Raw genomic sequence first — 24,765 nt, 5'->3', positions numbered from 1 at the left:
ATGAAAGTCGCGGTCAACGACGTCAAGAAGCTCTCGGGTCCTGAAAAGGCGGCCATCGTGCTGCTGGCTCTGGGCGAGGATCACACGCGCATCTGGGAAGCCCTCGACGACGAGGAAATCAAGGAAGTCTCGCAGGCCATGGCGGGCCTGGGCACGGTCTCGGCCTCGGTGGTCGAAGACCTGCTGGTCGAGTTCGTGTCGGGCATGAGCTCCACCGGCGCGATCATGGGTTCGTACGAACAGACCCAGCGCCTGCTGGCGTCGTTCATGCCGGCCGACAAGGTCGACGCCCTGATGGAGGAAATCCGCGGTCCCGCGGGTCGAACCATGTGGGACAAGCTCGGCAACGTGAACGAGGCCGTGCTCGCCAACTATCTGAAGAACGAGTACCCGCAGACCGTCGCCGTCGTGCTCTCGAAGGTGAAGAGCGACCACGCCGCCCGCGTGCTGGCCTGCCTGCCTGAAGACTTCGCCCTGGAATGCGTGACGCGGATGCTCCGCATGGAGCCGGTGCAGCGGGAAATCCTCGACAAGATCGAGATGACCCTGCGGACCGAGTTCATGTCGAACCTGGCGCGCACCTCCAAGCGCGACAGCCACGAGATGATGGCGGAGATCTTCAACAACTTCGACCGTCAGACCGAGGCGCGCTTCATCGCCGCCCTGGAAGAGCGCAACCGCGAGGCCGCCGAGCGCATCCGGGCCCTGATGTTCGTGTTCGAGGACCTGTCGAAACTGGACCCCGGCGGCGTTCAGACCCTGCTGCGCAGCACGCCGAAGGAGCAACTGGCCCTGGCGCTGAAGGGCGCCTCGGACAAGCTGCGCGACATGTTCTTCTCGAACATGTCCGAGCGCGCGGCCAAGATCATGCGCGAGGACATGGAGAGCATGGGCCCCGTGCGCCTGAAGGACGTCGACGGCGCCCAGGTGGGCATGGTCCAGGTCGCCAAGGACCTCGCCGCCAAGGGCGAGATCATGCTGGCCGGCTCGGGCAGCGAAGACGAGCTGATCTACTGAGGCGGATGGCATGATCGACACCCCCCCTCGCAAATTCGCCTTCGACACGGTCTTCGACGACCGTGGCGGCGTCGCCTACGAACCGCCGAGGGTGAAGAAGAACTTCACCCTGGAAGAGGTCGAGGCGGCCAAGGCCCAGGCCTATGCCGAGGGCGAACGCTCGGCCGTGGCGCGCGCCGAGCAGGAAGCCGCCCACGCCCTGGCCGACATCGCCGACGCCGTGCGCGAAGCGTTCGGCGCCTTGGCCCAGGTCGCCCACGAGCACCGCGAGGGCGCCGCCATGCTGGCCCTGGCCTGTGGGCGCAAGATCGCCGACGCGGCCCTCACCCATTTCCCCGAGGCGCCGGTCGTCGCCGCCCTCGAAGCCCTGGCCCGCGAGGTCGAGGCCCAGCCTCGCATCTTCGTCCGCGTCGCGCCCGAGATGGAAGAGCGCACCCAGCAGGCGCTGGAGGCCGTCGCCGCCCAGATCGGCTACCAGGGCCAGATCGTCGCCCGCGCCGACGGCGCGATGGCGCGAGCCGCCTTCACCTTCGACTGGGGCGAGGGCCGCGCGGCCTTTGATCCAGACGGCGCCGCCCTGCGCGTCGCCGAAACGCTGGAGGCGGCGATCGCCGCCGAAGGCCTCCACGCCGAACCCATGTTTTCATAAGCGAGGCTGACCCCGATGGCCGAAGACAATCTCACGCTCGACGAATTCGGCGGCTCGATGCTGGCCTCCGAAATGCCGGTCGAGATCGCCGACAAGACCGCCTCCGACCTGGCGCCGGTCTTCGACGTCCCGGTCAACATCTCGGCCGTGCTGGGCCGCGCCCACATGTCGGTGGCTCAGCTGCTGCAGCTGGGCCAGGGCTCGATCCTGGAGCTGGACCGCAAGGTCGGCGAGGCGATCGACATCTACGTCAACAACCGCTTGGTCGCCCGGGGCGAGGTCGTCGTCGTCGACGAACGCCTGGGCGTGACCATGACGGAAATCATCAAGGACGGCGACCAGAACTAAGGTTCTGAACGCCAGCGAATTCAGGGATTTGGGTTCTTCCCTCGGAAGGGCTTCGGGAGAGTAAGAGATGCGGCTTCTGGTCGTCGGAAAACTGAACGGGCAGCTCTCGGTCGCCGTGAAGATGGCGATGAACGCGGGGGCCAAGGTCTCGCACGTCGAAACGACGGAGCAGGCGACCAACGCGCTGCGCGCGGGGCAGGGCGCCGACCTCCTGATGGTCGACTACGCGCTCGACATCGCCGGCCTGATCGCCGCCAACGAGGCCGAGCGGATCCGGGTGCCGGTGGTGGCCTGCGGGGTCGACGCCGATCCGATGCGCGCCGCGGCGGCCATCAAGGCTGGCGCCAAGGAGTTCATCCCGCTTCCGCCAGACGCCGAGCTGATCGCCGCGGTGCTGGCCGCCGTGACCGACGACGAGCGGCCGATGATCGTCCGCGATCCGGCCATGGAGCAGGTCATCAAGCTGGCCGACCAGGTCGCCCCCTCAGACGCTTCGATCCTGATCACCGGCGAAAGCGGTTCGGGTAAAGAGGTCATGGCCCGCTACGTCCACGGCAAGTCCCGCCGGGCCAAGGCGCCGTTCATCTCGGTCAACTGCGCGGCCATCCCCGAGAACCTGCTGGAAAGCGAACTGTTCGGCCACGAGAAGGGCGCCTTCACCGGCGCCATGGCCCGCCGCATCGGCAAGTTCGAGGAAGCCAACGGCGGCACGCTGCTGCTGGACGAAATCAGCGAGATGGACGCCCGCCTGCAGGCCAAGCTGCTGCGCGCCATCCAGGAGCGCGAGATCGACCGCGTCGGCGGCGCCAAGCCGGTGAAGGTCGACATCCGCATCCTCGCCACCTCCAACCGCGACCTGGCCCAGGCCGTGAAGGACGGCACGTTCCGCGAGGACCTGCTCTATCGCCTGAACGTCGTGAACCTGCGCCTGCCGCCGCTGCGCGAGCGTCCGGCCGACGTGCTGAGCCTGTGCGAGTTCTTCGTGAAGAAGTATTCGGCCGCCAACGGCATCCAGGAAAAGCCGATCTCGGCCGAGGCCAAGCGCCGCCTGATCGCCCACCGCTGGCCGGGCAACGTCCGCGAGCTGGAAAACGCCATGCACCGCGCCGTGCTGCTGTCGACCGGTCCGGAGATCGAGGAGTTCGCCATCCGCCTGCCCGACGGCCAGCCGATGGCGCCGGCCCCGGACGTCGCGGTCGCTCGAGGCGCCCAGATGGCGGCCGACGCCGCCTCGCGCGCCTTCGTCGGCTCCACCGTGGCCGAGGTCGAGCAGAAGCTGATCATCGACACCCTGGAGCACTGCCTGGGCAACCGTACCCATGCGGCCAACATCCTGGGCATCTCGATCCGCACGCTGCGCAACAAGCTGAAGGAATATTCCGACGCCGGCGTTCCGGTGCCGCCGCCCCAGGGCGGGATCGGCGCCGCCGCTTAGGTCAGGTGGCGACATGTCGCGGCGCCGCGACCATCGGTCCGGCGCCGAACATGGCTAATTTTTACTAAGGATATGGCGACGGACCGCAAATCGCTTCAATCGCTGGTCCGCTAGACCTTCACCGTTCCAAGGTTCCGAATGGCCGACGCCGCCGCCCCGACCGCAAGCTCGATGCCCAGCGCCAAGTCGCTGGTCGACGGCCTGCTGCGCGGCGAGATGGGCCTGGCGCTGGGCGTCGTCGGCATCATCGTCCTGCTGATCCTGCCGGTTCCGGCCTTCTTGCTGGACCTGTTGCTGGCCATTTCGCTGACGGGATCGGTGCTGATCCTGATGACGGCGATCCTGATCAAGCGGCCGCTGGAGTTCACCTCGTTCCCGACCGTCCTGCTGGTCGCGACGCTGTACAGGCTTGGCCTGAACATCGCCTCGACCCGCCTGATCCTGGGCCACGGCCAGGAAGGCACCGGCGGGGCCGGCGCGGTCATCGAGGCCTTCGGTCACCTGATGATGCAGGGCAACTTCGTCATCGGGGTGATTGTCTTCGTCATCCTGATCGTCGTGAACTTCATGGTCGTGACCAAGGGTTCGGGCCGGATCGCCGAAGTGGCGGCCCGCTTCACCCTGGACGCCATGCCCGGCAAGCAGATGGCGATCGACGCCGACCTGTCGACGGGTCTGATCGACCAGGAAGGCGCCAAGCTTCGCCGCAAGGAGCTGGAGCAGGAAAGCACGTTCTTCGGGGCCATGGACGGCGCCAGCAAGTTCGTGAAGGGCGACGCGATCGCCGGCCTGATCATCACGGCGATCAACATCGTCGGCGGCATCATCATCGGCGTCGCGCAGCACAAGCTGCCGATCGGCGAGGCGGCTTCGACCTACACCATCATGACCATCGGCGACGGCCTGGTCAGCCAGATCCCGGCCCTGGTCATCTCGATCGCCGCCGGCATGGTCGTCTCCAAGGCCGGGGTCGAAGGCTCGGCCGACAAGGCCCTGACCACCCAGCTGGCCATGAACCCGGTCGGGCTGGGCATGGTCTCGGCCTCGTCGGGCGTGATGGCCTTGATCCCGGGCATGCCGATCCTCCCGTTCGCGGCCGTGGCGATCGGCGCCGGCGCTCTGGCCTACAAGCGCATCCAGGACGCCAAGGCGCCCAAGGCCGTAGATCCCGCGGCCCTCGAGGCGGCCGCGCCGACCGAGGCCGAAGAGGAGCCGATCAGCGCCTCCCTGGCCATCGACGACGTCAAGATCGAGCTGGGCTACGGCCTGCTGACCCTGATCAACGACCTGGACGGCCGCAAGCTGACCGACCAGATCCGCGCCCTGCGCAAGACCCTGGCCAGCGAGTTCGGCTTCGTCATGCCGCCGGTCCGCATCCTGGACAACATGCGCCTGGCGAACCAGGGCTACGCCATCCGGATCAAGGAGATGGAGGCCGGCGCCGGCGAGGTGCGGCTGGGCATGCTGATGTGCATGGACCCGCGCGGCGGCCAGGTCGAGCTGCCAGGCGAGCACGTGCGCGAGCCGGCCTTCGGCCTGCCGGCCACCTGGATCGCCGACGACCTGCGCGAGGAAGCCACCTTCCGCGGCTACACGGTCGTGGATCCGGCCACGGTGCTGACCACGCACCTGACCGAGATCCTCAAGGAGAATATGGCCGACCTGCTGTCCTATTCCGAGGTCCAGAAGCTGCTGAAAGAGCTTCCCGAGACTCAGAGGAAGCTCGTCGACGACCTGATCCCGGGCACGGCCACGGCCACCACCGTCCAGCGCGTGCTTCAGTCGCTGCTGCGCGAGCGGGTGTCGATCCGTGACCTGCCGCAGATCCTGGAAGGCATCGGCGAGGCCGCCCCGCACACCGCCTCGGTCACCCAGTTGGTCGAGCAGGTCCGCGCCCGCCTGGCCCGCCAACTGTGCTGGGCCAATCGCGGCGACGACGGCGCCTTGCCGATCATCACCCTGTCGGCCGACTGGGAGCAGGCCTTCGCCGAAAGCCTGATCGGCCCCGGCGACGACAAGCAGCTGGCCCTGCCGCCCTCGCGCCTGCAGGACTTCATCCGCGGCGTCCGCGACGCCTTCGAGCGCGCGGCCCTGGCCGGTGAGGCTCCCGTCCTGCTGACCAGCCCCGGCGTGCGGCCTTACGTCCGCTCGATCATCGAGCGCTTCCGCGGCCAGACCGTGGTGATGAGCCAGAACGAGATCCACCCTCGCGCGCGCCTGCGCACGGTGGGGATGGTGTAGGTCTGAAGCCGCCCACGATCTCTGTAGGATCGTGCAATCGGGCCGGCAGATTGGTCTACCGCTGTCGCGGCCCCATATGGCAAACATTCCGCACGCGATCCTCCCCGACCGCGATCTCCACATCCAAGGAATATCCCCATGGCCACCGCTAAAGGCTACGCGGCGCCCGCCGCCGGCGCGCCCCTGGCGCCGTTCACGTTCGAGCGCCGCGACCCCAATCCCGACGACGTCGTCATCTCGATCAAGTACTGCGGCGTCTGCCATTCCGACATCCACATGGTCGACAACGGCTGGGGCCAGAGCGTCTATCCGATCGTGCCCGGCCATGAGATCGCCGGCGTGGTCACCGCCGTCGGCGCCAATGTCACCAAGTTCAAGGAAGGCGACCCTGTCGGCGTCGGCTGCTTCGTCGACAGCTGCGTGACTTGCAAGGCCGCCCGCGACCTCGACCGCGAGCAGTATCAACCGGGCTTGGTGCTGACCTACAGCGCCTTCGAGCCGGGTTCGGACACCCCGACCTACGGCGGCTATTCCGACCACATCGTGGTCAAGGAAGACTACGTCCTGTCGATCCCGGAGAACCTGCCGCTGGACGCCGCCGCGCCGCTGCTGTGCGCGGGCATCACGCTCTACTCGCCGTTGCGCCACTGGAACGCGGGTCCCGGCAAGAAGGTCGCGATCCTCGGCATGGGCGGCCTGGGCCACATGGGGGTGAAGCTGGCCCACGCCATGGGCGCCGAGGTCACGGTGCTGAGCCAGACCCTGTCCAAGCAGGCCGACGGCCTGCGCCTGGGCGCGGATCACTATTACGCCACCAACGACCCGAAGACGTTCGAGACCCTGGCCGACACGTTCGACCTGCTGATCTGCACGGTCTCCTCGCCGCTGGACTGGGGCGCGTACCTGGCCCTGCTGAAGGTCGACGGGACCATGGTGATCGTCGGCGCGCCCGAAGAGCCGGTGCCGCTGAACGCCTTCGCCCTGATCCCTGGTCGCCGCACTCTGGCCGGCTCGATGATCGGCTCGATCAAGGAGACCCAGGAGATGCTCGACTTCTGCGGCGAGAACAACATCGTCGCCGACATCGAGACCATCTCGATCGACCAGATCAACGAGGCCTACAAGCGCATGCACAAGAGCGACGTGCGCTATCGCTTCGTGATCGACATGGCGACGCTGTAAGCGCTTGGTGGACGGGCCCGCTCAACGCGGGCCCGTCCCCTAGGCCGCCGCCGCCGGCTTGGCCCCGGTGGTCGGCCGGTATTTCTCGGCGTCCGAGGTGAACTCGGCGTGGCCGTAGCGCTTCAGCTGTCGCTTCAGCCGTCCCACGAGCCGTGCGTCGGCGATTTCGGAAAGCCCGGGCACGCGCCTCGCCAGGCGATAGGCGGTCAGCTGGCTGGTCACCAGCAGCGCCACCAGGCCAAACAGCATGAAGTCGCGCGGGCCGATCTCGACCCCCATGCGCCGCGCGGCCGCCACGTCTCCGTTCATGAAGTTGCGCAGGAAGAAGACCTTGGAGAAGCCGCGTTCGACCTGGTCGAACAGGCGGTTCTCGGGCCGCTCGTCGGGCGGCAGGTAGGCGCTGAGCGTCGCGCGGACCAGCTCCCCGCAAGTGGCGTCGTCGAAGCCGGCGCGCAGGGTGGCGCTGCGGGCGTTCATGGTGTCAACCACCCCCTGCGGCGTGTCGGCCAGCAGGTCTTCCGGCAGACCCAGCAGGAAGCAGCGATAGCGAGCCAGCTCGACCCGCGCGCGCTCCTCGGCGGTGAAGGTCTTTCGGCCTTCGCCGACGATCTTGTAGCTCATCAGGAAGATCGGGATCAGGCCGGCCGGCATCTGGTCGACCTGCGGGATCGGGATCCCGTAGACGCCGACGTCCCAGCGGTTGGAGCGCTTCAGCGCGTTGAACCGCACCATCGAGTGCATCAGCCGCACCATGGCCGCCGCCCGGAAGCCTGCGCCATGTCGTTCCAGCGAGCCCGGCAGCAGGGTGGAGGTGAAGAAGGTCGCCGTCTCGTTGACCCGGCGCGCGGCGGTGTCATTTGACAGTGTCCCCGTGAGCGCCATCGGCAGGGCGGCGTACTTGTTCATGAAGGTGGCGATGAACGCGCCGCGGATCGCAAAGGGGCCGAGGTTGGCCGCGGCGTTGCGGTCCAGGCGCTGGCCCTCGCGGACCAGGTCCATGTCCAGCCACTCGGGGACGCGCTCCATGTCGGCGATGAAGGCGGCCAGTTCCGGCGGGGCGTCAGGCACGGCCGCGACCCCCTCGTCGCAGGCCTTCGTCAGCATGGCGACCAGCGGCCGGAACCCGTAGCGCGGCATCAGGGCGGCGTAGGCGTCGGCCACGACGTCGCCCAGCATCGTGTAAGCCTTGATCAGGGCGATCTTGTCCGGATCGAGCTTGGCCCTCGCCAGCCTTGGCGCGACGCTGGCCCTGGGGTCGGTCGTGAACCGCTCGGGGGTGACGTCGAAGTCGATGTCGCCATAGAGCTCGGGCAGGGCGGTCTTCTGCGAGGCGACCTTGGCCAGGACCTGGTCCAGCGGCGTGTTCATCTGATCCTCGTGACGTTGCGGACCCGTGACGGATCCCGCTTTCGCATCATAGGTTAAGCCTCCCGTGGGCCCAGGCTACTCGCCTTGGCCCTGATACGGAAAGGCGGTGCGACGCGGATGCAAGTCCCTGAAAAAACAAGGCGAACGCCAAGGCAGTCGCGTTCCGAGGCCACGGTCGAAGCCATTCTCGAAGCGACCTTTCAACTTCTGGAGCGCGACGGCGCCGAGGCCTTGACCACCAACCACATCGCCGAGCGGGCGGGGGTCAGCGTCGGCACGCTTTACCAGTACTTCGGTGGCAAGCAGGCGATCCTGGCGGCGCTGGCGCACCGTCGCGCCGAGGCCGCCCGCGAGCGGATCGCTCAGCTTGTCATCGACCGTCCGGAGCTGGGCGCGGTGCGGCTGATCGTGCGAACGCTAGCGACGGCTTTCGAAGGCTCCCCCGGCACGCGGCGCGCGCTTCTGGACGCCCTGCTGCTGGACGAGGGCGAAGCGGTGATGGCGCGCCATCACCAATCCTTCTTCGCGGCCATCGCCGGCAAGGCGGTGTTGGGCTTCGACCTGTCGCCGGAGGCCGGGTTCGTGTTGACCCACGCCGTCGTCGGCCTGCTGCGCGCTGCGACGGTCGAGCTGGACCTGGCGCTCGATCCCCAGCGGCTGGAGGACGAGCTGGTGCGGTTGATGGAAAGCTACATTTCCGCGCTGGCCGTCACAAAAAGCGCGTCTCGGTAGAGTTTGCGTCGACTCTTCGACGGAACCGGGGGCGACAAGGTCACGTTGTTTCCGCCGGAGGGGCCCCGACGGAGAGTGAACATGACCAACAAGATCGCCTTGCTCGCCGCCGCCGCGTCCCTGACGTTCGCCGGCGCCGCCTATGCCCAGAGCACCACTTCGACCGGCTCGACCCCGATGGGCTCGCCCACGACGGGCGCGGCCACCGCGCCGACCGCGCCGGGTCAGACGCCTCCCGGCCAGACGACCACGCCGGACCAGACCACGACGACCCCGGGGGCGACCTCGGCCGCGCCGGGTTCCTCGATGACCTCGCCTTCGGCGAGCACCGCCGATAGCGCCGCGACCCCAAGCTCGGCCAATGTCGCCAGCTTCAAGGTCGGTTCGGCCGTGAAGGACGCCCAGGGCGTGCCGGTCGGCCAGATCAGCGGCACCAGCACCGGCGCCGACGGTTCGACCAACGTGATCGTCACCAACGGTGGCGTGAAGTTCGCCCTGCCGGGCAACAGCCTGAGCGCGGGCGCGGACGGCAGCGTCTCGACCACGGCCACCAAGGCTCAGATCGACGCCACCGTCGCCGGCGCCAAGCCGCAGTAGCGCATCGTCCTTCACGACGATGATGACGTGGGCCCGCTCGGCATTGCCGAGCGGGCTTCTCGCTGCTAGCGATGGCCTTGCAAAGGGGCGGTTCTCCGCCGACTTGGGGTTCCAGTATGCCTCCGGCCAATAAGACCAAGCGTGGGTCCAACTCGCTGCTTTGGGATCTTCTGACGTTCGATCGCCTGGTCACCGGGCCGGTGATTCACTTCATCTATTGGGCGGGCCTCGGCGTCGTGGCCCTGTTCGGCTTTTCCGTTGTCGGCGCCGCCGTGGGTCTGGCGCTGAAGGAGCCCGGCGTCGGCTCTCTGCTGCTGGCCTTCCCCGTTCTGATCGCCGGCCTGCTGGTCGCCGGCGCGCTCGTTCTGCTGTGGCGGGCGTTCTGCGAGTTCTACGTCGCCATCTTCCGCATCAGCGAGGACCTGCGGGCCCTGCGCCAGACCAGCGACGCCGACCACGCGGCCTTCCTGGCGCGTCGTCAGGCCCAGCCGGCCGAAGCGCCCGCCTCTCAGGACTGACCCGTCAGCGGGCCAAGGTCTTCAGTCGCTCGCGCAGGGTCGTCAGCGTCTCCAGCGGCAGGTTCAGCGCGCAGAAGAGCTTTTCCGGAACGCTCGCGGCCTGCTCGCGCAGCGCCTGCCCCTTGTCGGTGAGCGCGACGATCACCCGCCGCTCATCGTCCGGATCGCGATGGCGCTCAACAAGGCCGCCGGCCTCCAGCCGCTTGAGCAGCGGGGTCAGGGTGCTGGAATCAAGGTCCAGCGCATCGCCCAAAGCCCCGACCGTGCGCGGGCTCCGCTCCCACAGCACCAGCATCGCCAGATACTGCGGATAGGTCAGGCCCAGGGCGTCCAGGATCGGCCGATAGAGCCGCGTCATCCGGTTGGCCGCGCCGTAGAGGGCGAAGCACAGCTGGTTGTCGAGGCGCAGGACCTCGACAGGGCTTTCGGATGACGCGGATTTCTCTGTCATGTCGACTGGCTTACGCCGCCTTGACGCTGATGGCCACGTCGACATTGCCGCGCGTGGCGTTGGAGTAGGGGCAGACCTGGTGAGCCGTGGCGACCAGGGCTTCGGCGTCGGCCTGGCTGAGGCCTTGGGTCTCGACTTCGAGGGCGACTTCCAGCGCGAAGCCCGCGCCGGCGCTGGCGAGGCTGACTTGGCCGGTCACGGTCGAGCCGGTCAGCGGGATCTTCTGCGTACGGGCGACATGGCCCATGGCGCTCTGGAAGCAGGCGGCGTAGCCGGCCGCGAACAGCTGCTCGGGGTTCGTGCCGGTCTCCTTGCCGCCCAGCGACTTGGGCATCGACAGTTGCACGTCCAGCAGGCCGTCTTCGCTGCGGGCGTGGCCTTCGCGGCCGCCGACGACGGTGGCGCGGGTGGTGTAGAGGGTGGTCATGGCGAAACTCCTCGCTCTCGAATGATGTGAACGATTTAATCGTGCACGATATAACTTCAAGAGCGGCGCCGTAGAAAAGATCGCGCGCGATCGTTTTAATCCTCCCCCAGCGGGGGAGGTGGCGCGAAGCGCCGGAGGGGGAAGTCCGGCCGATCTTGCCTCTTCACCCTCCCTCGTCTCTTCGAGCCGACACCTCCCCCGCTAGGGGGGGAGGATTTTGGGGGTGTCGCTTCCTAAGCCGCCCAGGCGGCCGCGAAGCGGCGCAGCAGCGAGCGGGCCAGGCTGTCCTTCTCGCTCTCGCTGGCTTCCAGGCGCAGGAAGAGGTCGCCGGCGCGGTGGTTGGCGCGGGCGGGCAGGCCTTGGCCCGGCAAGCGCACGAGGCCGCGGTCGGCGGCCTTGGTCGAGATCCAGGCCTGGCGCGGGCCCAGCGGCGTGTCGGCGTCGACCCGGCCGCCCTCGGCCAGGACGCGCGGGGCGACCTTGCCGGTCAGCCAGAGGTCGTCCCCGCGCACCAGGACGCCGTCCAGCGGCCGGTGGCGGACCTCGAACAGCACATCCAGCAGCCGCACCTTGTCGCCGGCGCGCAGCCCGGCCGGCAGCTTCAGGCGCAGGCGGCGGCCGTCGATCGACAGCTCTTCCGAGCCGCCCGAGACGGCGGTGGCGATGTCGATATCGAGAAAGGCGCGGTCGGCGACCGCCGATGCGGTCACGGCGGGCGCGAACGTTGTCGGACGCGCCAAGGCGTCCTGAAGCACGCGGTAGGCGGCCTGGACGTCGCGGAACAGCGCCGCGTCCCCCGTCGGACGATCCGGATGGGCGCGCTTGGCGGCCTCGCGATAGGCCTTGCGCAGCGCGCGCTCGTCGACGCCCGGCCCGACGCCGAGCAGGGCGCGGGCCGCGAAAAGCGTCAGGACGGGGCCTTTGGCGGTCATGGCGGCGACCCTGCCGCCCGGATGGTCAACGGGGCGTTAAGTTAAGACTTTCGCTTACGGAGTCGGGGCTGTGGCCCCTCGCCACGGGCGGGCCTATATGAAGCGCATGAGCGCCGACCAGCCCCTGATCCCCGCCTCGCCCAGCGAGGACGACTATGTCCGCCAGGTCACGGAGGCCACGCCGCCGCCGCTGCTGTCGGAGGAGGATCCCTTCGCCCTGTTCGCCGAGTGGCTGGAGGACGCGGGCAAGAAGGAGCTCAACGATCCCAACGCCATGACCGTCTCGACGGTCGACGCCGACGGCATGCCCGACTCGCGGATGGTGCTGCTGAAGGATTTCGATGCGCGGGGCTTCGTCTTCTACACCAACACCCACAGCGCCAAGGGGCGGGAGCTGGCGGCCAATCCGAAGGCCGCGATCCTGTTCCACTGGAAATCCCTGCGCCGCCAGGTGCGGATCCGGGGTCTGGTCGAGCCGGTCACCGAGGCCGAGGCCGACGCCTATTTCGCCAGCCGCGCGCGTCACAGCCAGATCGGCGCCTGGGCCAGCGATCAGTCCCAGCCGCTGCCCGAGCGTCACGCGCTGGAGAAGCGGGTGGCCGAGATGGGCCTGAAGTTCGGCCTGGGCAAGGTGCCGCGCCCGCCGCACTGGTCGGGCTACCGGATCGTCCCGATCACCCTGGAGTTCTGGCGCGACCGCCCGTTCCGCCTGCACGAACGGCTGGTCTTCGACCGCGTCGCTGACGGTTGGACGACGAAGCGGCTGTTCCCCTAGGCTAGGCGATACAGCCCCGCCAGGCCTTCGCCCTCGGCCAGGACGCGGCCCTCCTTCACCAGCTGGTTCATGTGGGCCAGGACCGACAGCGCCGCGGCCGGATGCAGGCGCGGATCGACGGCGGCATAGAGGCTGGGCACCATGGCGGGGATCGACGTAAAGCCCGCGCCCAGCGCCTCCAGGATCTGCGCCTCGCGGGCGCGGCGGTGGGCGATATAGGCGTCGATGAAGGGCGTCACCTCGCGCACCGGCGCGCCGTGCGTCGGCCATAGGGTGTCGAAGGTCCGAGCCCGCACCTTGGCCAGGCTTTCGAAATAGTCGGCCATGTCGCCATCGGGCGGCGTGATCACCGTCGTCGACCAGCCCATGATGTGGTCACCGGAGAACAGGGCGTTCTCTTCCTTCAGCGCGAAACAGACGTGATTGGAGGTGTGGCCCGGCGTCGTCACCGCCTCCAGCGTCCAGTCCGGACCGCTGATCACATCGCCATCGGCGAGCTCAACGTCGGGTCGGAAGCGATCATCGGCGCCTTCCTCAAGACCCGGCGCGGCCGCCTCGCCGTGATCCGTCGGCGCGGGGCGGCCATGAACCTTGGCGCCGAACAGGTCGGCCAGCGGGTGGGCGAGGGGGCTGTGATCCAGGTGGTGGTGCGTGACCAGCACGTGGGTGACGCGCTCGCCGGCCAGAGCCGCCTTCAGCGCCTCGAAGTGCTCTGGCAGGTCGGGGCCGGGGTCGATGACCGCCACCTCGCCGCGGCCGACGATGTAGACGCCGGTGCCGGTATAGGTGAACGGCCCCGGATTGCGGGCGATCACCCGGCGGATCAAGGGCGAGACCTGATCGCAGCGGCCATATTCGAACGCCAGCTCGCGGACGAAGGGGATCATGCGGTCGCTCCGTTCAGGCCTGCCTGCCGGCGCCGGTCTTGCGCTGGACGCCCCCAAGTATCCTCGGGGGCTCGGATCATGACGGCGGACGCGGCGATTTTTGTTTCAAAACGGCTTCAGCGCGCAGCTGTCGCCGTCCTTTGTATCATGCTGGCGCAGTTCGTCCTGGCCAGCTGCGAGGCCGAACCCACGCCGATGGCCGCGCGGGAAGCCGCCGCCTTCTAGCCTAGGCCGGCAGCACGCCGGAAAGGTCGTAGCCGGCCTGCAAGCCCTGGTCGACCAAGGTCTGGCGATCGGCCCCTGTCATGGCCTGGCCGATTGACCACGTGACGATCGAGCGCGTACCCGACCGGCAGAAGGCCAGCACTGGCCCGCCGGCGGCCTCGACAGCCGCCCGAACCGCCTCCACCTGATCCGGCGTCGGCCCGCCACGCACCGGCGCATAAAGATAGTCCATCCCCGCCGCGCGCGCCGCCGCCTCGATCGTCGCGCTGGAAGGCTGGCTGGGATCCTCGCCGTCAGGGCGATTGTTGATCACCAGGACGAATCCCTCCGCGGCGGCGCGGGCCATATCGGCCTCCGAGACCTGGGGGCTGACCGAAAGAGAGTCGTTGACGCGTCGAAAATCGCTCATGGCTCCGCCGAATTGACTGCTTGCGACGCGTTCCGTCGCGCCGGCATTTTCGCGACGGCGGAGCGCCTAAGCAATGGTCATGGCGTCGCCTGTTTGCTCGTTGGAGTGGCGCCATCGCCAGGAGAGTTCGTCGATCAGAGCGCCGATTATTAAAATTATTTCACCACAATCCGGCGTTTGAGGACGTGTTCTGATCCAGGTCAACACTCTCGTGAAATTTTATCGCCGATTTTTCGCTTCAGCGCCCATCTGGAAAACGTTGTTACTGCTCCTGGAAATAGCTCAATTCAATCAATCTAATAGTGAGGGGCGCCAGCATTGCGTCGGAGCCGCGCGCGGCAAGATGAGCGGCGATCTTTCGAAAAGTGTCCAGCCTGTGGCGATTTTGCGACAGGCCTGAGCGATGTGGATTGCAAATTTGTAATCGCAATTGACCCCTGGTTGGGCCGCCCCCTAACGTCTGCTTAACCGGGGAAATAGTTTCCGGGACACCAGTGATCTGGTGGCGCACTTAGGCGGTTTTCCGCTCCAGGCTGGACGAAGTTTCTAGAGGGGCTTGTCCAGCTTGCCGCCCGCGCCACCTGCAGAGGGGAACTTGATCAAAATGAATTCTATCAAAGGTAGCGCACGCGCGCGTCTGATGACGACGACGTTGCTGGCCGGCCTGGCCGCGATCGCCGCGCCGGCGACCGTGTTTGTCGCCGCCGGCCTCGCGCCCGCGACGGCTCTCGCTCAGGACTACACGAGCGGTACTCTGTCGGGGACGGTGAAGGACACTTCGGGCGCCGCCGTTCCAGGCGCGGCCGTTGTTGTGAAGTCTCTGACGCAGGGCTTCGAGCGCAACGTCACCACCGATTCCAACGGTCAGTTCCGGGTTCCGCTGATCCCCACTGGCGGCTATTCGGTTGCGATCTCCAAGGAAGGCTATCGCTCCACCGCGGACGGCAACGTGTCCGTCGCTCTGGGCTCGTCCGCCTACACCTTCACCCTGGCCAGCGACGCCGAGGCCGTCTCGGAAGTGGTGATCACGGCGACCGCCAACCCGCAACTGGATTTCGCCGGCACCACGACCGGCCTGGTCGTTGATCTTGAGACGCTGACCAAGCGCGTTCCCATCGCGCGGAGCGTGACCGCGGTGGCGCTGCTGGCGCCGACCGTCGTCCGCGGCGGCTCGTCCAGCGACGCGACGTTCGCGAACCAGCCGTCGATCGGCGGTTCGTCGATCGCCGAAAACGCCTACTACGTGAACGGCCTGAATATCACGAACTTCAACACGTACATCGGCGGCGCCACGGTGCCGTTCGACTTCTACAAGACGATTGAAGTCAAGACCGGTGGCTATCCCGCCGAATTCGGTCGCTCGACCGGCGGCGTGCTGAACGCGGTCACCAAGTCGGGCGGCAACGACTTCCACTTCGCCGTTCGCGGCAACTGGTCGCCGTCGTCGTTGACCGAACAGTCCAAGGACACCTTCCAGAACGCCAATCACCGCGACTACGATCGCAGCGAGAGCCTCACCTTCGAAGCCAGTGGTCCGATCATTGAGGATCGCCTGTTCTTCTACGTGATGAACCAGCAGCAGAAGGTGGTCAGCAAGTTCGCTTCGAAGACCACCAACAGCTACAACATCGACACGCGCAACGATCCCTTCTGGGGCGTGAAGCTGGACGGTTACATCACCGACAAGCAGCACCTGGAATTCACCTGGCTGGACACCACCCGCCAGACGGATCGCCGCACCTATGGCTATGACGGCGACACCGATGTGGTCGGGTCCCAACTTCAAAGCACGACCGCTTTCCAGGCGGGCGCGCCGAGCTGGGTCGGTAAGTACACCGGTTCGTTCACCGACTGGTTCACCCTTTCGGCCGCTTACGGTATCTCCAAGGACCGCGACAACACGATCCCGGGCAACTCCGCAGATCCGCTCGTCAACGACCTGCGATCGGGGACCACGAGCCGCATCAGCCAACAGTCGAACGGCAACAACGACTTCCCGCTGAACACCAAGCGCGAGTTCTATCGCGTTGACGCCGACCTCTACTTCAATCTGTTCGGCAAGCACCACATCCGTGGCGGCTTCGACGAGGAGAAGCTGACGCTGGAGCACTTCACGGAGCGCACCGGTGGTGTCCGCTACCAGTATCGCCGGGGTTCGGCGAGCAACGCCCAAGGCGTCGCGGCGGGCCAGGACTATCTCGAGCTGCAGTACTTCCGGACCGGCGGCGAATTCAGCGGCAAGAACCGGGCGTACTACATCCAAGACTCTTGGGACGTGGCTGACACCGGCCTGACCCTGAATCTCGGCGTCCGCCTCGACAAGTTCGCTTCGGCGAACGCCGCCGGCGAGAACTTCGTCGAGTTCGATAAGGAAATCGGTCCGCGTATCGGGTTCACTTACGACCCGACCGGCGACGGCATGAACAAGGTCTTTGGTAACTTCGGGCGCTACTATCTGCCCGTCGCCTCCAACACCGCCTATCGCCAAGGCGCCTCGGAACTCTTCTTCCGGGAATTCTACAATGCGCCGGCCGGCGGCTTCGTGATCGACCCGGTGACGGGTCTGCCCGCGGCTATCGGCTCGCAGATCACCCAGGCGACCAACCCTGGCTTCGTCTCCGCCGCGCCTTGCCCGGCCGGCGGTCGCGGGCCGGCGGGTCTGGACGCCTGCTCGGTCACCAGCGACGGTTCGGTGCTGCCGACGATCGCCGCCATCTCGCGGAACCTGAAGTCGACCTTCGAGGACGAATACATCCTCGGCTATGAGCGTCGCTTCAACAGCCTGTGGACCGGTCGCGTCGTTCTTTCCTACAAGAACATGGGCCGCGTTTCGGAAGACGTCGCCATCGACGCCGCCGTTCTGAAGTATTGCGCCGCCCAAGGCATCTCGGGTTGCGAAGACATCTGGACCGGCTTCCACCAGTACGTGATCGTCAACCCTGGCTTCGATCAGACCATCGTGCTGCGTGACACCATCGGGAACGACGCCGCTGGCACCCTGCGTGAAATCAACTTCACGGCCGCCGACCTGAACTATCCCAAGGCCAAGCGCGAATATCTCGGCCTGGAAGTTTCGTTCGAGCGCGCCTTCGACGGCAAGTGGGGCCTGCAAGGTTCGTACGTGCTGTCGGAGTCGAAGGGCAACTACGAAGGCTTCGTGAAGTCCGACGTGGGTCAGGACGACGCCGGCATCACCCAGGACTTCGACCAACCCGGCCTGACGGAAGGCAGCTACGGCTACCTGCCGAACCACCGTGGTCATCAGTTCAAGCTGTTCGGCTCCTACGCGGTCACTGACAGCCTGCTGGTTGGCGCCAACTACAGCCTGCTGTCGCCCAAGAAGTTCGCCTGCTTCGGCTTCCACCCGACCGACGCCTTCGCGCAGGTCTATGGCGCGGCGGCGTTCTACTGCGATGGCAAGCAAACCCCGCGTGGCTCGGTTTATCAGGGCGACTGGAACTCGAACCTCGACCTCTCGCTGCGCTACACGGTGCCGGCGAAGTGGTCGGTCGGCGGGAACCTCGTGCTGCGCGCCGACGTGTTCAACGTGTTCAACAGCAAGGCTGTCACGGACACCTGGGAGTTCGGTGAAGTCGGCGGTGTCGGCGACACGGATCCGAACTACAAGTCGCCGACGGGCTATCAAGCGCCCCGGTCGATCCGTTTCGGTTTCGATCTGGAATTCTAGGCCTGGCCTAGTCCTTGAGATCGGCGGCGACCCTTCCGGGTCGCCGCCTTTTTCATGCGTCGAGCTCCGCGCCGCGGCGGCGGCCGGCGCTCAAGCGGACTCAGGACGGGTCTGCGGCCTCGTAGGCCTTGAAGAAGGGAGCGAGGTATTCGGCGTAACGCCGGGAGCCCCCGATGGACGAGCTATAGAGCGGCTGCCGCACCTGCCCGACGCTCGCGGTCTGCACGGTCCGTTCGGTTTTGTGGAAATCCATCACCCGAGCGTCGAATGGCAGCCGGCAATGGTCCAGCAGGCGGCGTATCCAAGTCTCTGGATCGGCGACGAGGTCCTCGTATCGGAGGGTCAGTATGTCCTCCGGATAGAGCGCAGTCCAATGCGCGTGCAGCCGATCCTCGTCAGCGACATAGGACCCGATCGTCTCAAGCGACCAACTCCAGTCCATGCCCTGCGCGAAGCGCGTGCGGAAGATTGACCAAGCCGCATCGCCCGGGTCCCGCCGGAGCCACACGAAACGCGCGCCTGGCAGGACGTGTCGGATCAGGCCGAGCAGACGGCTGTGATTGAGCGTTTTATCGACGACCTTGCCGCTCGGACCGAAACGTTGCTCCACAAGGTGTAGGTAGTCCTCTCCGATGGAGGTCCAGTCATCGGCCGAGACGCCGGCCGTCTCGCGTGGACCAAAGCCTGGAAGAGCCATGGCCGCGGTCCGAAACAGATTGAGCTCCGCGCCGCCGGCGACTTGGCCGTGGCTCGCGAGAATCTGTTCCACCAGGGTGGTGCCGGAGCGGGGAAGGCCCAGAACGAAGATGGCGCGCGCTCCGGAGGCTGCGCTCGCCGGAAGACTGTCGAAGAAGCGCTCGGTCATCCCTCCGACGACTTCGTCCACCAGGCGCCGCGCTGGGCGAGGGTCGTAAGCGCGCGAAGGCGCGACCAGACTAGCCCCGTGCAGATAAGCTCTAAATCCTTCCTCCGTCTGACCCGCGTCCATGAGCGCCTTGCCCAGAGCGTAGAGAAGGGTGCTTTTGGCCTCGTTGTCCGCGTCCGTTCGCGCCACGGCGGCGCGCAAGGCGTCGATATCGGAATCGCCGACCTTGAACTTCTTGAGGTCGACCAGGGTGAGCCACGGCCAGGCCGAGGCTGCTGGCGCAAGCGCGGCGATCGCGCCGCGCAGAGCGCGCTCGGCGTCGACGGAGCGCCCAAGCTGGGCGTAGCAGGTGCCCAGGAAATGCAGGACCGAAGGGTGGGACGGGTGTTTCCGTAGGAGGCGTTCCGCTTCCACAACGGCCGCTTGGGTCTGTCCCGCTTGCGCCAGAAGACTTCCCAACTGCAGAAGACGCCCTCCATCTTCTGGGGCCAGGGCGACGAATCTCCGCATCGCGTTCAAGGCCAGGTCGATCTCACCCATGGTCATGGCGAGTCCCGAGACCGATCGCCAGGTATCGCCGAGGGGCGGGGCCTCCAGGTCGAGAGCGGCCAGATATCGGGCCGCCAGCGGGCGGTTTCGAGCCTCGAACGCCTTGAGCGCGGCGGGCAGGAGATCGCGTCCACGCGGTGCTTGGCCGCTGAGTGGGGGCGTCGGAGAGGTCACGATGCGTTTGGGCCCCTATCGCACCGGCGTATCCGCCAGCACCGAAGCCCCGCCCGGCGCGGCGCGCAGGCGGGCGTGGGCCATTTCGTCCAGGATGGCCTGCGAGCGGGGGTCGCCCAGGACCCAGGCGGCGGCCGCCAGGGTCTTCATCGAGGTCTCGCTGACGCCCAGCAGCTTCTCCAGCGCCTCGAACGGCGATTGGCCGCCGTCCATGCGCTTGAGGCGCACGTCGCCGTTCAGCTTGGCCAGGGCCTTGGCCTTGTCGACCGCCTGGTAGAAGCCGCCCAGTTCGTCGACGAGGCCCAGTTGCTTGGCCTGCTCGCCGGTCCAGACGCGGCCCTTGGCGATCTCGCGCACGCGGTCGGCGGGCAGCTTGCGGCCCTCGGCCACGCGGATGATGAAGCCCGCGTAGATGCGGTCCATCCAGCCGGCGAACTTGGCGCGCTGCTCGGGCGTGAAGCCGTCGCCCGAGCCGAACGCCTGGGCGTAGTCGCCGCCGACATGCAGCTGCTTGGTGTCGACGCCGAAGCGGGCCAGGGCGTCGCCGATCGCGAACTTGCCGCCGTAGACGCCGATCGAGCCGGTCAGGGTCGAGGGCTGGGCGACGATCGCGTCCGCCTGGCTGGAGATCCAGTAGCCGCCTGACGCCGCATAGGTCCCCATGCTGACCACGACGGGCTTGCCCGCGGCCTTGGCCGCCTTCATGGCCGCCAGGATCTGCTCGGAGGCCGTGTCCGAGCCGCCGGGCGAGGAGACGCGGAAGACGATGGCCTTCACGTCCTTGTCCTCGGTCGCGTTGCGGAAGGCCTGGGCCACGTCGTCGGAATAGACGTTGCTTTCGCCGCTGAACGGCGAGCCGCCGCCGCTGGTCCCGGTGACGATCGCGCCCTCGGCGCCGATCACCGCGATCGCCGGGCCGGTCTTTATGGGCGTGGGCTTGTTGCGCGAGGCGTAGTCGTCGAAGTCGATCAGCTTCGAGCCCTTGCCGGCCTTGTCCAGGGCGAGGGCCTGGATGTCGCTGACCTGACCCACCTTGTCGATCAGGCCCTTGGCCTGCGCTTCCTGAGCGCTGTAGGGACCGTCCTCGAGGGTGCGGGTCAGCTGAAGCGGGTCGCGCTTGCGGTCCACGGCGGCGCTGACCAGGGCGGTGCGATATACCGAGCCCATCCACGACAGCGTCGATTCCCGATGGGCCGGCGTGTAGTCGCTGTAGAGGTAAGGATTGACCGCGTTCTTGTATTCGTAGCGCTGCTCGTAGTCGGCCTTGACGCCGTACTTGTCGAAGAAGCGCTTGAAGAACATCGACTCGCTGGAGATCCCGACCGCCTGAAAGCTGCTGTCAGGCTGCATCCAGAACTCGCTGGCCGAAGCGCCCAGCATGTAGGTCGAGGTGACCATGCCCGAGGGGTATAGGCCTTGGCTGTGGGCGTAGATCGGCTTGCCGCCCACCTCGCGGAAATGCTTGAAGGCCAGGCGCAGCTCGTCGGCGGCCGCCGGCGCGACGCCGCCCTCGGGCAGGCGCACCAGGATCGCGCGGACCTTGTCGTCCTTCTCGGCCCTGCGCAGCGTTTCGATGATCGACATCACCGAGTCGCCGCCGCCCCCCAGGGAGGCGAAGGGGGTCCTGGGCGCCTGGTCGGTCAGGCCCTGGCGCAGGTCCAGCTGCAGGACGGCTTGGGTGGGCGTGGGCGCGGGGCGAGCCGCCCCGGCGGCGATCACGATGAGGAGAAAGGGAACTCCGACCACGAACAACAGAAGGCCGACAAAGACGCCGGCGACGGTCAGGAAGAACTGCTTCATCGGAAGTCCCGTTGGGAGATGTCAGGCACAAGCTACCCGGTGTCGCGAGCGGTTCCAAATGAAGAGCGCGCAACGCGGCGCCGCATCGCGCGACGCTGAGGGCAGCGCCCTGGCGCCGCACTCTAAAATCCTGTTTTTTCGGCAGGTTTCCCGCTTCTGGCTAGCGGGGAGGAAATGGTCGGAGTGGCAGGATTTGAACCTGCGACCCCTGCGTCCCGAACGCAGTGCTCTACCAGACTGAGCCACACTCCGACTTGGAGGCCGGCCTTATAGGAGGGTGTTCCGGAGGGCGCAAGCGCCTTTTTCGACGTTCGTGCGGCGGCCCCAAAAAAGTTCGAAAATGGCCTGTTGCATCCATCCGAGTCGTGAGCTATCTCCACCGCCTCGCCGGGCCCTGACGGGTCTCGCCGTTCCTGCTGGGGAATGGTGTAATGGTAACACTGCGGTTTTTGGTACCGTCATTCTAGGTTCGAGTCCTAGTTCCCCAGCCACTTCTTCCTTCTGATCAGTCGTTGGATAGAGCCGCGCCCACCGCGCGCGGCGTCGCTCTTCTCTGGCTCTCGGCGCGCGTTGTTGAGCTGGAGCAGATCCATCCAACTGGAAATCCGCTTTGGGGAAGACGTCACCGCAAATGGCTTCGTCGGCGCGACGAATCGCCTTTGAACCCGCCGTCGAGGGCCGGCCGTTCCCAGGCCAAATCCAGATGAGCAAAGTCTCAATCGACGAAAGCGCGAGCTGCCCAGAGCTATTTCAACGTTCACGTGTTTATTTGTCTCTCGGCGCCGTGATCATGATATTCGCGATGTGGCCGACGTTCACATACACGCATCCTGTTCGCGGTTGCGAGATTGACATGCGTTTACGCTGTTTTCGAACGGCGTCGCGGCCTTAAAGCGAGGTGGTCGGCGCTATAGTTAGCGAAAATTCTCCTCGCTGAACGCGCTCATTCACAAACGATTGCTAAGCTTTAAAGCGGATCAATCAGGTTTCTCGCTTCGAACTACTTGTTTTTCTCAAGAGAAGGTGTAATTCCGGGTCAATAGGGGAATGGAGTTGTGATCGTGGAAGACAAAGCGACCCTGATCGAGCTTACGGCTGAAATCGTCGCCAATTATGTGGCTAATAATTCGACGCCCGTTTCGGAGCTTCCGGCGTTGATCCGTGCGACGCACGACGCGTTGGCTGGTATTGGCGCGCCGCCTGCTCCCACGGTGGAGACCGTGACCAAGGCGACGCCGGCTCAAATCCGTAAGAGCATCACGCCCGAAGCGCTGATCAGCTTCGAGGACGGCAAGCCTTACAAGACGCTGAAGCGCCACCTCACGACCCACGGCATGACCGTGGCCGAGTACAAGGCCAAGTGGGGCCTGCCCAACGACTATCCGACGACCGCTCCCGCCTATAGCGAAGCGCGCTCGAAGATGGCCAAGGCCCTTGGCCTTGGACAGGGCGGCCGCAAGGGCAAGGCGCCGCGTTCGCGCAAGGGCTGAATGATCGGGGCGGCGTTTCGGCGTCGTCAAGATTTCCCCGGGGGGGATTGAAGAGGGGGCGTCTCGACGTCCCCTTTTTTATGTCTTGTGGCGCGGAGGGGGCGAATCTCGACCCGGCCCGCTCGCTATTTCCAATAGGCGTGAACCGGCGATCGGCTCGAAAGCGGCTCTGAGCTTCCGAATGAGCTCTAGGCGACGCCGCGCGTATCGGCGTGGTCGACCACCGGGTCGATCGACAGGGCCTTGCCCAGGGCCTCCACCAGGCGAGGGATCTCGACCGGCTTGGCGACGATCCCATCCATGCCCGCTTCGGCGTACAGCGTCCGCTCGTGGGTGAGCACGCTGGCGGTGACCGCGATGATCGGCGTGCGGGGGCGGCCCGTAGCCTTTTCGCGCGCGCGGATCGTCTGGCTGGCCTGCACGCCGTCCATGATCGGCATGTGGATGTCCATCAGGATCGCGTCCCAGCGGGCGCGCTCCCACATGGCCAAGGCGTCCCGCCCATCCACGGCGAAATGAGCCGCGACGCCCAGGTGGCTCAGCAAGGTCAGCAGCACGGCGCGGTTGGTCTGGTTGTCATCGACGACGAGGATCCTGGGCGCGTCCGCGGCCGTATCCGGTCCGGCGATGGCGGGGGAGTCCAGTCCGTCCGCCGGCTTCACGCGCGGCATCGGCAAAGTGACGGTGAAGCAGGCGCCGCCGCCTTCGGCGGTCGAATAGCTGATGGAGCCGCCCATCAGCTCGCTGAGCGTCTTGCAGATCGCCAGACCCAGTCCCGAACCGCCGGCGCGCCGGGTGCTGGAGCTGTCGAGCTGGGCGAACTTCGTGAACAGGCGGCCGCGCTCCGCCTCGGGAATGCCGGCGCCGCTGTCGGTCACCCGTGCGACGATCGTCTTGTCGTCGCCCTCGACGAACACCCGAACCGTGCCGACGTCGGTGAACTTGATCGCGTTCGAGATCAGGTTCGACATCACCTGCCGCAGGCGGTCGGCGTCGCCCATCCGCCAGCCCTGCGCGCCCTCGGCGATCTCCAGGCTGAAGTCGAGCTCCTTGTCGCGCGCCAGGCCGCCGTAGAGTTGGCGCAGAGCGTCCAGATGGGCGGAGAGATCGAACGGCGCGGGATTGATCTCCATCTTGCCCGCCTCGATCTTCGAGATGTCGAGAATGGCGTTGATCACGCTGAGCAGGGACTGACCCGAGGCGGTGACGGTGTCGAGGCGCCGGCGCTGGTCCGGGCTCAGCTCGCCGGCCGCCATGATCTGCGCCATGCCCAGAACGCCGTTCAGCGGCGTGCGGATCTCGTGGCTCATGGTGGCCAGGAATTCGGTCTTGGCGCGGTTGGCCGTCTCGGCCGTGAGCGCCAGCGCCTGGGCTTCTGTCTTCAGGCGGCGGTTCTCGGTCAGCTCGCGCTGCAGTTCGACGTTGAGGGCTTCGCTGGCCAGGCGCGCGCGGACCTCGCGCCGGACGACGCCGCGCATGAGGGTGGACATGCCGATGGCGGCGAACGCGCCGGCCAGGCCGATGAAGGCGTAATTGTTGATCGTATCGCCCGGCGCCTTTTGCGCCATCCACACCAGCCCGATGACGGCGGCGCTGACGCTGCCCAGGGCTACGCGGCGAGAGGGCGCGGAGGTGGCGAAGACCAGCCCCATCAGCACGAAGTAGACGAGCTTCATCGGCTCGAAGTGCAGGATCTGGTAGGCGAGAACGTTGGACAGGAACAGGGCGTTCATGCCCAGGGCCACGCCCTCGAGACCAGGGCCGACGATCCGTCCTTCTCTCAGCGCGCGCCAGGCGCCGAAGCCATAAAGGCACGCTGCGACGGCGAGGCTCTCCAGAAGCAGGAGAGCAAAACCCTTTTCATAGAAGGGGTGGGAAAGACTGATCAGCGCATAGTAAACAGAGCTGGCGATCAGGTAGCCGCGCACGATCGGAACATAGGCGCGCGTAAGCGCGACTTCCGCCCTCCGATCCGAACCGGTATCCTTGACCTGCAATCCCAGCCC

22 protein-coding genes and 2 tRNA genes are annotated in these 24,765 nt (G+C 66.7%); 14 read left to right on the top strand and 10 right to left on the bottom strand.

Translation table 11 applies throughout. The features are described from left to right. From fliG to CSEG_RS16955, 6 genes are all read left to right on the top strand, one after another. Nucleotides 1-1,017, top strand: a complete 1,017-nt coding sequence (fliG, locus tag CSEG_RS16980) for a flagellar motor switch protein FliG (protein WP_013080461.1) — start codon at nt 1-3, stop codon at nt 1,015-1,017. 10 nt (nt 1,018-1,027) lie between these two features. Continuing rightward, a complete protein-coding gene (locus tag CSEG_RS16975; protein WP_013080460.1) occupies nt 1,028-1,666 on the top strand; it encodes a FliH/SctL family protein in 639 nt (212 codons plus the stop codon). A gap of 15 nt (nt 1,667-1,681) precedes the next feature. Further along, nucleotides 1,682-2,014 (top strand): flagellar motor switch protein FliN, encoded by a 333-nt coding sequence (fliN, locus tag CSEG_RS16970; RefSeq protein ID WP_013080459.1) that lies wholly within the window; start codon nt 1,682-1,684, stop codon nt 2,012-2,014. Nucleotides 2,015-2,081: 67 nt separating this feature from the next. After that, entirely contained in the window at nt 2,082-3,449 is a 1,368-nt protein-coding gene (flbD, locus tag CSEG_RS16965; RefSeq protein WP_013080458.1) for a sigma-54-dependent transcriptional regulator FlbD, read from the top strand. A 138-nt stretch (nt 3,450-3,587) separates the two neighbouring features. Beyond that, on the top strand, nt 3,588-5,690 hold the full coding sequence (gene flhA, locus CSEG_RS16960) for a flagellar biosynthesis protein FlhA (RefSeq protein ID WP_013080457.1): 2,103 nt from the start codon (nt 3,588-3,590) through the stop codon (nt 5,688-5,690). 138 nt (nt 5,691-5,828) lie between these two features. Continuing rightward, nucleotides 5,829-6,872, top strand: a complete 1,044-nt coding sequence (locus CSEG_RS16955) for an NAD(P)-dependent alcohol dehydrogenase (RefSeq protein WP_013080456.1) — start codon at nt 5,829-5,831, stop codon at nt 6,870-6,872. 39 nt (nt 6,873-6,911) lie between these two features. Here the strand turns inward: CSEG_RS16955 and CSEG_RS16950 are convergent, their stop codons facing one another. Then, the gene (locus CSEG_RS16950; protein ID WP_013080455.1) at nt 6,912-8,240 is read right to left on the bottom strand and encodes an oxygenase MpaB family protein; all 1,329 of its coding nucleotides are present in this window, start codon (nt 8,238-8,240) and stop codon (nt 6,912-6,914) included. Nucleotides 8,241-8,357: 117 nt separating this feature from the next. Between CSEG_RS16950 and CSEG_RS16945 the strand changes: the two genes are divergently transcribed. From CSEG_RS16945 to CSEG_RS16935, 3 genes are all read left to right on the top strand, one after another. Further along, nucleotides 8,358-8,972, top strand: a complete 615-nt coding sequence (locus tag CSEG_RS16945) for a TetR/AcrR family transcriptional regulator (protein ID WP_013080454.1) — start codon at nt 8,358-8,360, stop codon at nt 8,970-8,972. An 81-nt stretch (nt 8,973-9,053) separates the two neighbouring features. Then, the gene (locus CSEG_RS16940; protein WP_013080453.1) at nt 9,054-9,569 is read left to right on the top strand and encodes a hypothetical protein; all 516 of its coding nucleotides are present in this window, start codon (nt 9,054-9,056) and stop codon (nt 9,567-9,569) included. A gap of 71 nt (nt 9,570-9,640) precedes the next feature. After that, nucleotides 9,641-10,087, top strand: coding sequence for a DUF4282 domain-containing protein (locus tag CSEG_RS16935; RefSeq protein WP_407642775.1), 447 nt, complete (start codon nt 9,641-9,643; stop codon nt 10,085-10,087). 4 nt (nt 10,088-10,091) lie between these two features. On the opposite strand, the gene CSEG_RS16930 is transcribed toward CSEG_RS16935, so the two are convergent. The 3 genes from CSEG_RS16930 to CSEG_RS16920 form a co-directional block, all read right to left on the bottom strand. Continuing rightward, nucleotides 10,092-10,538, bottom strand: coding sequence for a MarR family winged helix-turn-helix transcriptional regulator (locus tag CSEG_RS16930; protein ID WP_013080451.1), 447 nt, complete (start codon nt 10,536-10,538; stop codon nt 10,092-10,094). Nucleotides 10,539-10,548: 10 nt separating this feature from the next. Continuing rightward, nucleotides 10,549-10,965, bottom strand: a complete 417-nt coding sequence (locus CSEG_RS16925) for an organic hydroperoxide resistance protein (protein WP_013080450.1) — start codon at nt 10,963-10,965, stop codon at nt 10,549-10,551. Between the two features lie 233 nt (nt 10,966-11,198). After that, nucleotides 11,199-11,897 carry a DnaJ domain-containing protein gene (locus tag CSEG_RS16920; protein ID WP_013080449.1) on the bottom strand — a complete coding sequence of 233 codons (699 nt, stop codon included), beginning with the start codon at nt 11,895-11,897 and terminating at the stop codon, nt 11,199-11,201. A gap of 106 nt (nt 11,898-12,003) precedes the next feature. Between CSEG_RS16920 and pdxH the strand changes: the two genes are divergently transcribed. Next, nucleotides 12,004-12,672: a pyridoxamine 5'-phosphate oxidase gene (gene pdxH, locus CSEG_RS16915; RefSeq protein WP_041538717.1), complete on the top strand. Its 669-nt coding sequence runs from the start codon at nt 12,004-12,006 to the stop codon at nt 12,670-12,672. Here pdxH and CSEG_RS16910 read toward each other — a convergent pair. Next, on the bottom strand, nt 12,669-13,559 hold the full coding sequence (locus CSEG_RS16910) for an MBL fold metallo-hydrolase (RefSeq protein WP_013080447.1): 891 nt from the start codon (nt 13,557-13,559) through the stop codon (nt 12,669-12,671). The two genes, pdxH and CSEG_RS16910, sit on opposite strands and share 4 nt — an antisense overlap. Before the next feature lie 78 nt (nt 13,560-13,637). Here CSEG_RS16910 and CSEG_RS22680 point away from each other — a divergent pair, with 78 nt between their 5' ends. Then, nucleotides 13,638-13,784: a hypothetical protein gene (locus tag CSEG_RS22680; RefSeq protein WP_013080446.1), complete on the top strand. Its 147-nt coding sequence runs from the start codon at nt 13,638-13,640 to the stop codon at nt 13,782-13,784. Nucleotide 13,785: 1 nt separating this feature from the next. Here CSEG_RS22680 and CSEG_RS16900 read toward each other — a convergent pair whose 3' ends face one another. Beyond that, nucleotides 13,786-14,193, bottom strand: a complete 408-nt coding sequence (locus CSEG_RS16900) for a TIGR01244 family sulfur transferase (protein ID WP_013080445.1) — start codon at nt 14,191-14,193, stop codon at nt 13,786-13,788. A gap of 640 nt (nt 14,194-14,833) precedes the next feature. On the opposite strand from CSEG_RS16900, the gene CSEG_RS16895 reads away from it, so the two are divergent. Further along, nucleotides 14,834-17,881, top strand: a complete 3,048-nt coding sequence (locus CSEG_RS16895) for a TonB-dependent receptor (RefSeq protein WP_013080444.1) — start codon at nt 14,834-14,836, stop codon at nt 17,879-17,881. 100 nt (nt 17,882-17,981) lie between these two features. Here CSEG_RS16895 and CSEG_RS16890 read toward each other — a convergent pair whose 3' ends face one another. The 3 genes from CSEG_RS16890 to CSEG_RS16880 form a co-directional block, all read right to left on the bottom strand. After that, entirely contained in the window at nt 17,982-19,292 is a 1,311-nt protein-coding gene (locus tag CSEG_RS16890) for a tetratricopeptide repeat-containing sulfotransferase family protein (protein ID WP_013080443.1), read from the bottom strand. A 192-nt stretch (nt 19,293-19,484) separates the two neighbouring features. Next, on the bottom strand, nt 19,485-21,269 hold the full coding sequence (gene sppA / locus CSEG_RS16885; protein WP_013080442.1) for a signal peptide peptidase SppA: 1,785 nt from the start codon (nt 21,267-21,269) through the stop codon (nt 19,485-19,487). 175 nt (nt 21,270-21,444) lie between these two features. After that, nucleotides 21,445-21,521, bottom strand: a tRNA-Pro gene (locus CSEG_RS16880). 165 nt (nt 21,522-21,686) lie between these two features. Between CSEG_RS16880 and CSEG_RS16875 the strand changes: the two genes are divergently transcribed. Together CSEG_RS16875 and CSEG_RS16870 are read left to right on the top strand one after the other, a co-directional pair. Continuing rightward, a tRNA-Gln gene (locus CSEG_RS16875) sits at nt 21,687-21,760 on the top strand. A 570-nt stretch (nt 21,761-22,330) separates the two neighbouring features. Then, nucleotides 22,331-22,759 carry a Ros/MucR family transcriptional regulator gene (locus CSEG_RS16870; protein ID WP_013080441.1) on the top strand — a complete coding sequence of 143 codons (429 nt, stop codon included), beginning with the start codon at nt 22,331-22,333 and terminating at the stop codon, nt 22,757-22,759. Between the two features lie 188 nt (nt 22,760-22,947). Here CSEG_RS16870 and CSEG_RS16865 read toward each other — a convergent pair whose 3' ends face one another. Next, the gene (locus tag CSEG_RS16865; protein WP_013080440.1) at nt 22,948-24,756 is read right to left on the bottom strand and encodes an ATP-binding protein; all 1,809 of its coding nucleotides are present in this window, start codon (nt 24,754-24,756) and stop codon (nt 22,948-22,950) included. Between the last annotated feature and the right edge of the window lie 9 nt (nt 24,757-24,765).

It is taken from the genome of Caulobacter segnis ATCC 21756, from assembly GCF_000092285.1.
Lineage (GTDB): Bacteria > Pseudomonadota > Alphaproteobacteria > Caulobacterales > Caulobacteraceae > Caulobacter > Caulobacter segnis.
This window is presented reverse-complemented; position numbering and strand designations above follow the sequence as displayed.

What these genes read in the sequence shown, in the direction of transcription:
- flbD (WP_013080458.1), top strand. Translation starts at nt 2,082, where the DNA reads ATGCGGCTTCTGGTCGTCGGAAAACTGAACGGGCAGCTCTCGGTCGCC.
- CSEG_RS16975 (WP_013080460.1), top strand. Translation starts at nt 1,028, where the DNA reads ATGATCGACACCCCCCCTCGCAAATTCGCCTTCGACACGGTCTTCGAC.
- CSEG_RS16925 (WP_013080450.1), bottom strand. Translation starts at nt 10,965, where the DNA reads ATGACCACCCTCTACACCACCCGCGCCACCGTCGTCGGCGGCCGCGAA.
- CSEG_RS16940 (WP_013080453.1), top strand. Translation starts at nt 9,054, where the DNA reads ATGACCAACAAGATCGCCTTGCTCGCCGCCGCCGCGTCCCTGACGTTC.
- flhA (WP_013080457.1), top strand. Translation starts at nt 3,588, where the DNA reads ATGGCCGACGCCGCCGCCCCGACCGCAAGCTCGATGCCCAGCGCCAAG.
- CSEG_RS16920 (WP_013080449.1), bottom strand. Translation starts at nt 11,897, where the DNA reads ATGACCGCCAAAGGCCCCGTCCTGACGCTTTTCGCGGCCCGCGCCCTG.
- CSEG_RS22680 (WP_013080446.1), top strand. Translation starts at nt 13,638, where the DNA reads ATGACGGCGGACGCGGCGATTTTTGTTTCAAAACGGCTTCAGCGCGCA.
- CSEG_RS16890 (WP_013080443.1), bottom strand. Translation starts at nt 19,292, where the DNA reads ATGACCATGGGTGAGATCGACCTGGCCTTGAACGCGATGCGGAGATTC.
- fliG (WP_013080461.1), top strand. Translation starts at nt 1, where the DNA reads ATGAAAGTCGCGGTCAACGACGTCAAGAAGCTCTCGGGTCCTGAAAAG.
- CSEG_RS16935 (WP_407642775.1), top strand. Translation starts at nt 9,641, where the DNA reads ATGGCCTTGCAAAGGGGCGGTTCTCCGCCGACTTGGGGTTCCAGTATG.
- CSEG_RS16895 (WP_013080444.1), top strand. Translation starts at nt 14,834, where the DNA reads ATGACGACGACGTTGCTGGCCGGCCTGGCCGCGATCGCCGCGCCGGCG.
- CSEG_RS16910 (WP_013080447.1), bottom strand. Translation starts at nt 13,559, where the DNA reads ATGATCCCCTTCGTCCGCGAGCTGGCGTTCGAATATGGCCGCTGCGAT.
- CSEG_RS16955 (WP_013080456.1), top strand. Translation starts at nt 5,829, where the DNA reads ATGGCCACCGCTAAAGGCTACGCGGCGCCCGCCGCCGGCGCGCCCCTG.
- CSEG_RS16930 (WP_013080451.1), bottom strand. Translation starts at nt 10,538, where the DNA reads ATGACAGAGAAATCCGCGTCATCCGAAAGCCCTGTCGAGGTCCTGCGC.
- CSEG_RS16900 (WP_013080445.1), bottom strand. Translation starts at nt 14,193, where the DNA reads ATGAGCGATTTTCGACGCGTCAACGACTCTCTTTCGGTCAGCCCCCAG.
- CSEG_RS16950 (WP_013080455.1), bottom strand. Translation starts at nt 8,240, where the DNA reads ATGAACACGCCGCTGGACCAGGTCCTGGCCAAGGTCGCCTCGCAGAAG.
- sppA (WP_013080442.1), bottom strand. Translation starts at nt 21,269, where the DNA reads ATGAAGCAGTTCTTCCTGACCGTCGCCGGCGTCTTTGTCGGCCTTCTG.
- pdxH (WP_041538717.1), top strand. Translation starts at nt 12,004, where the DNA reads ATGAGCGCCGACCAGCCCCTGATCCCCGCCTCGCCCAGCGAGGACGAC.
- fliN (WP_013080459.1), top strand. Translation starts at nt 1,682, where the DNA reads ATGGCCGAAGACAATCTCACGCTCGACGAATTCGGCGGCTCGATGCTG.
- CSEG_RS16945 (WP_013080454.1), top strand. Translation starts at nt 8,358, where the DNA reads ATGCAAGTCCCTGAAAAAACAAGGCGAACGCCAAGGCAGTCGCGTTCC.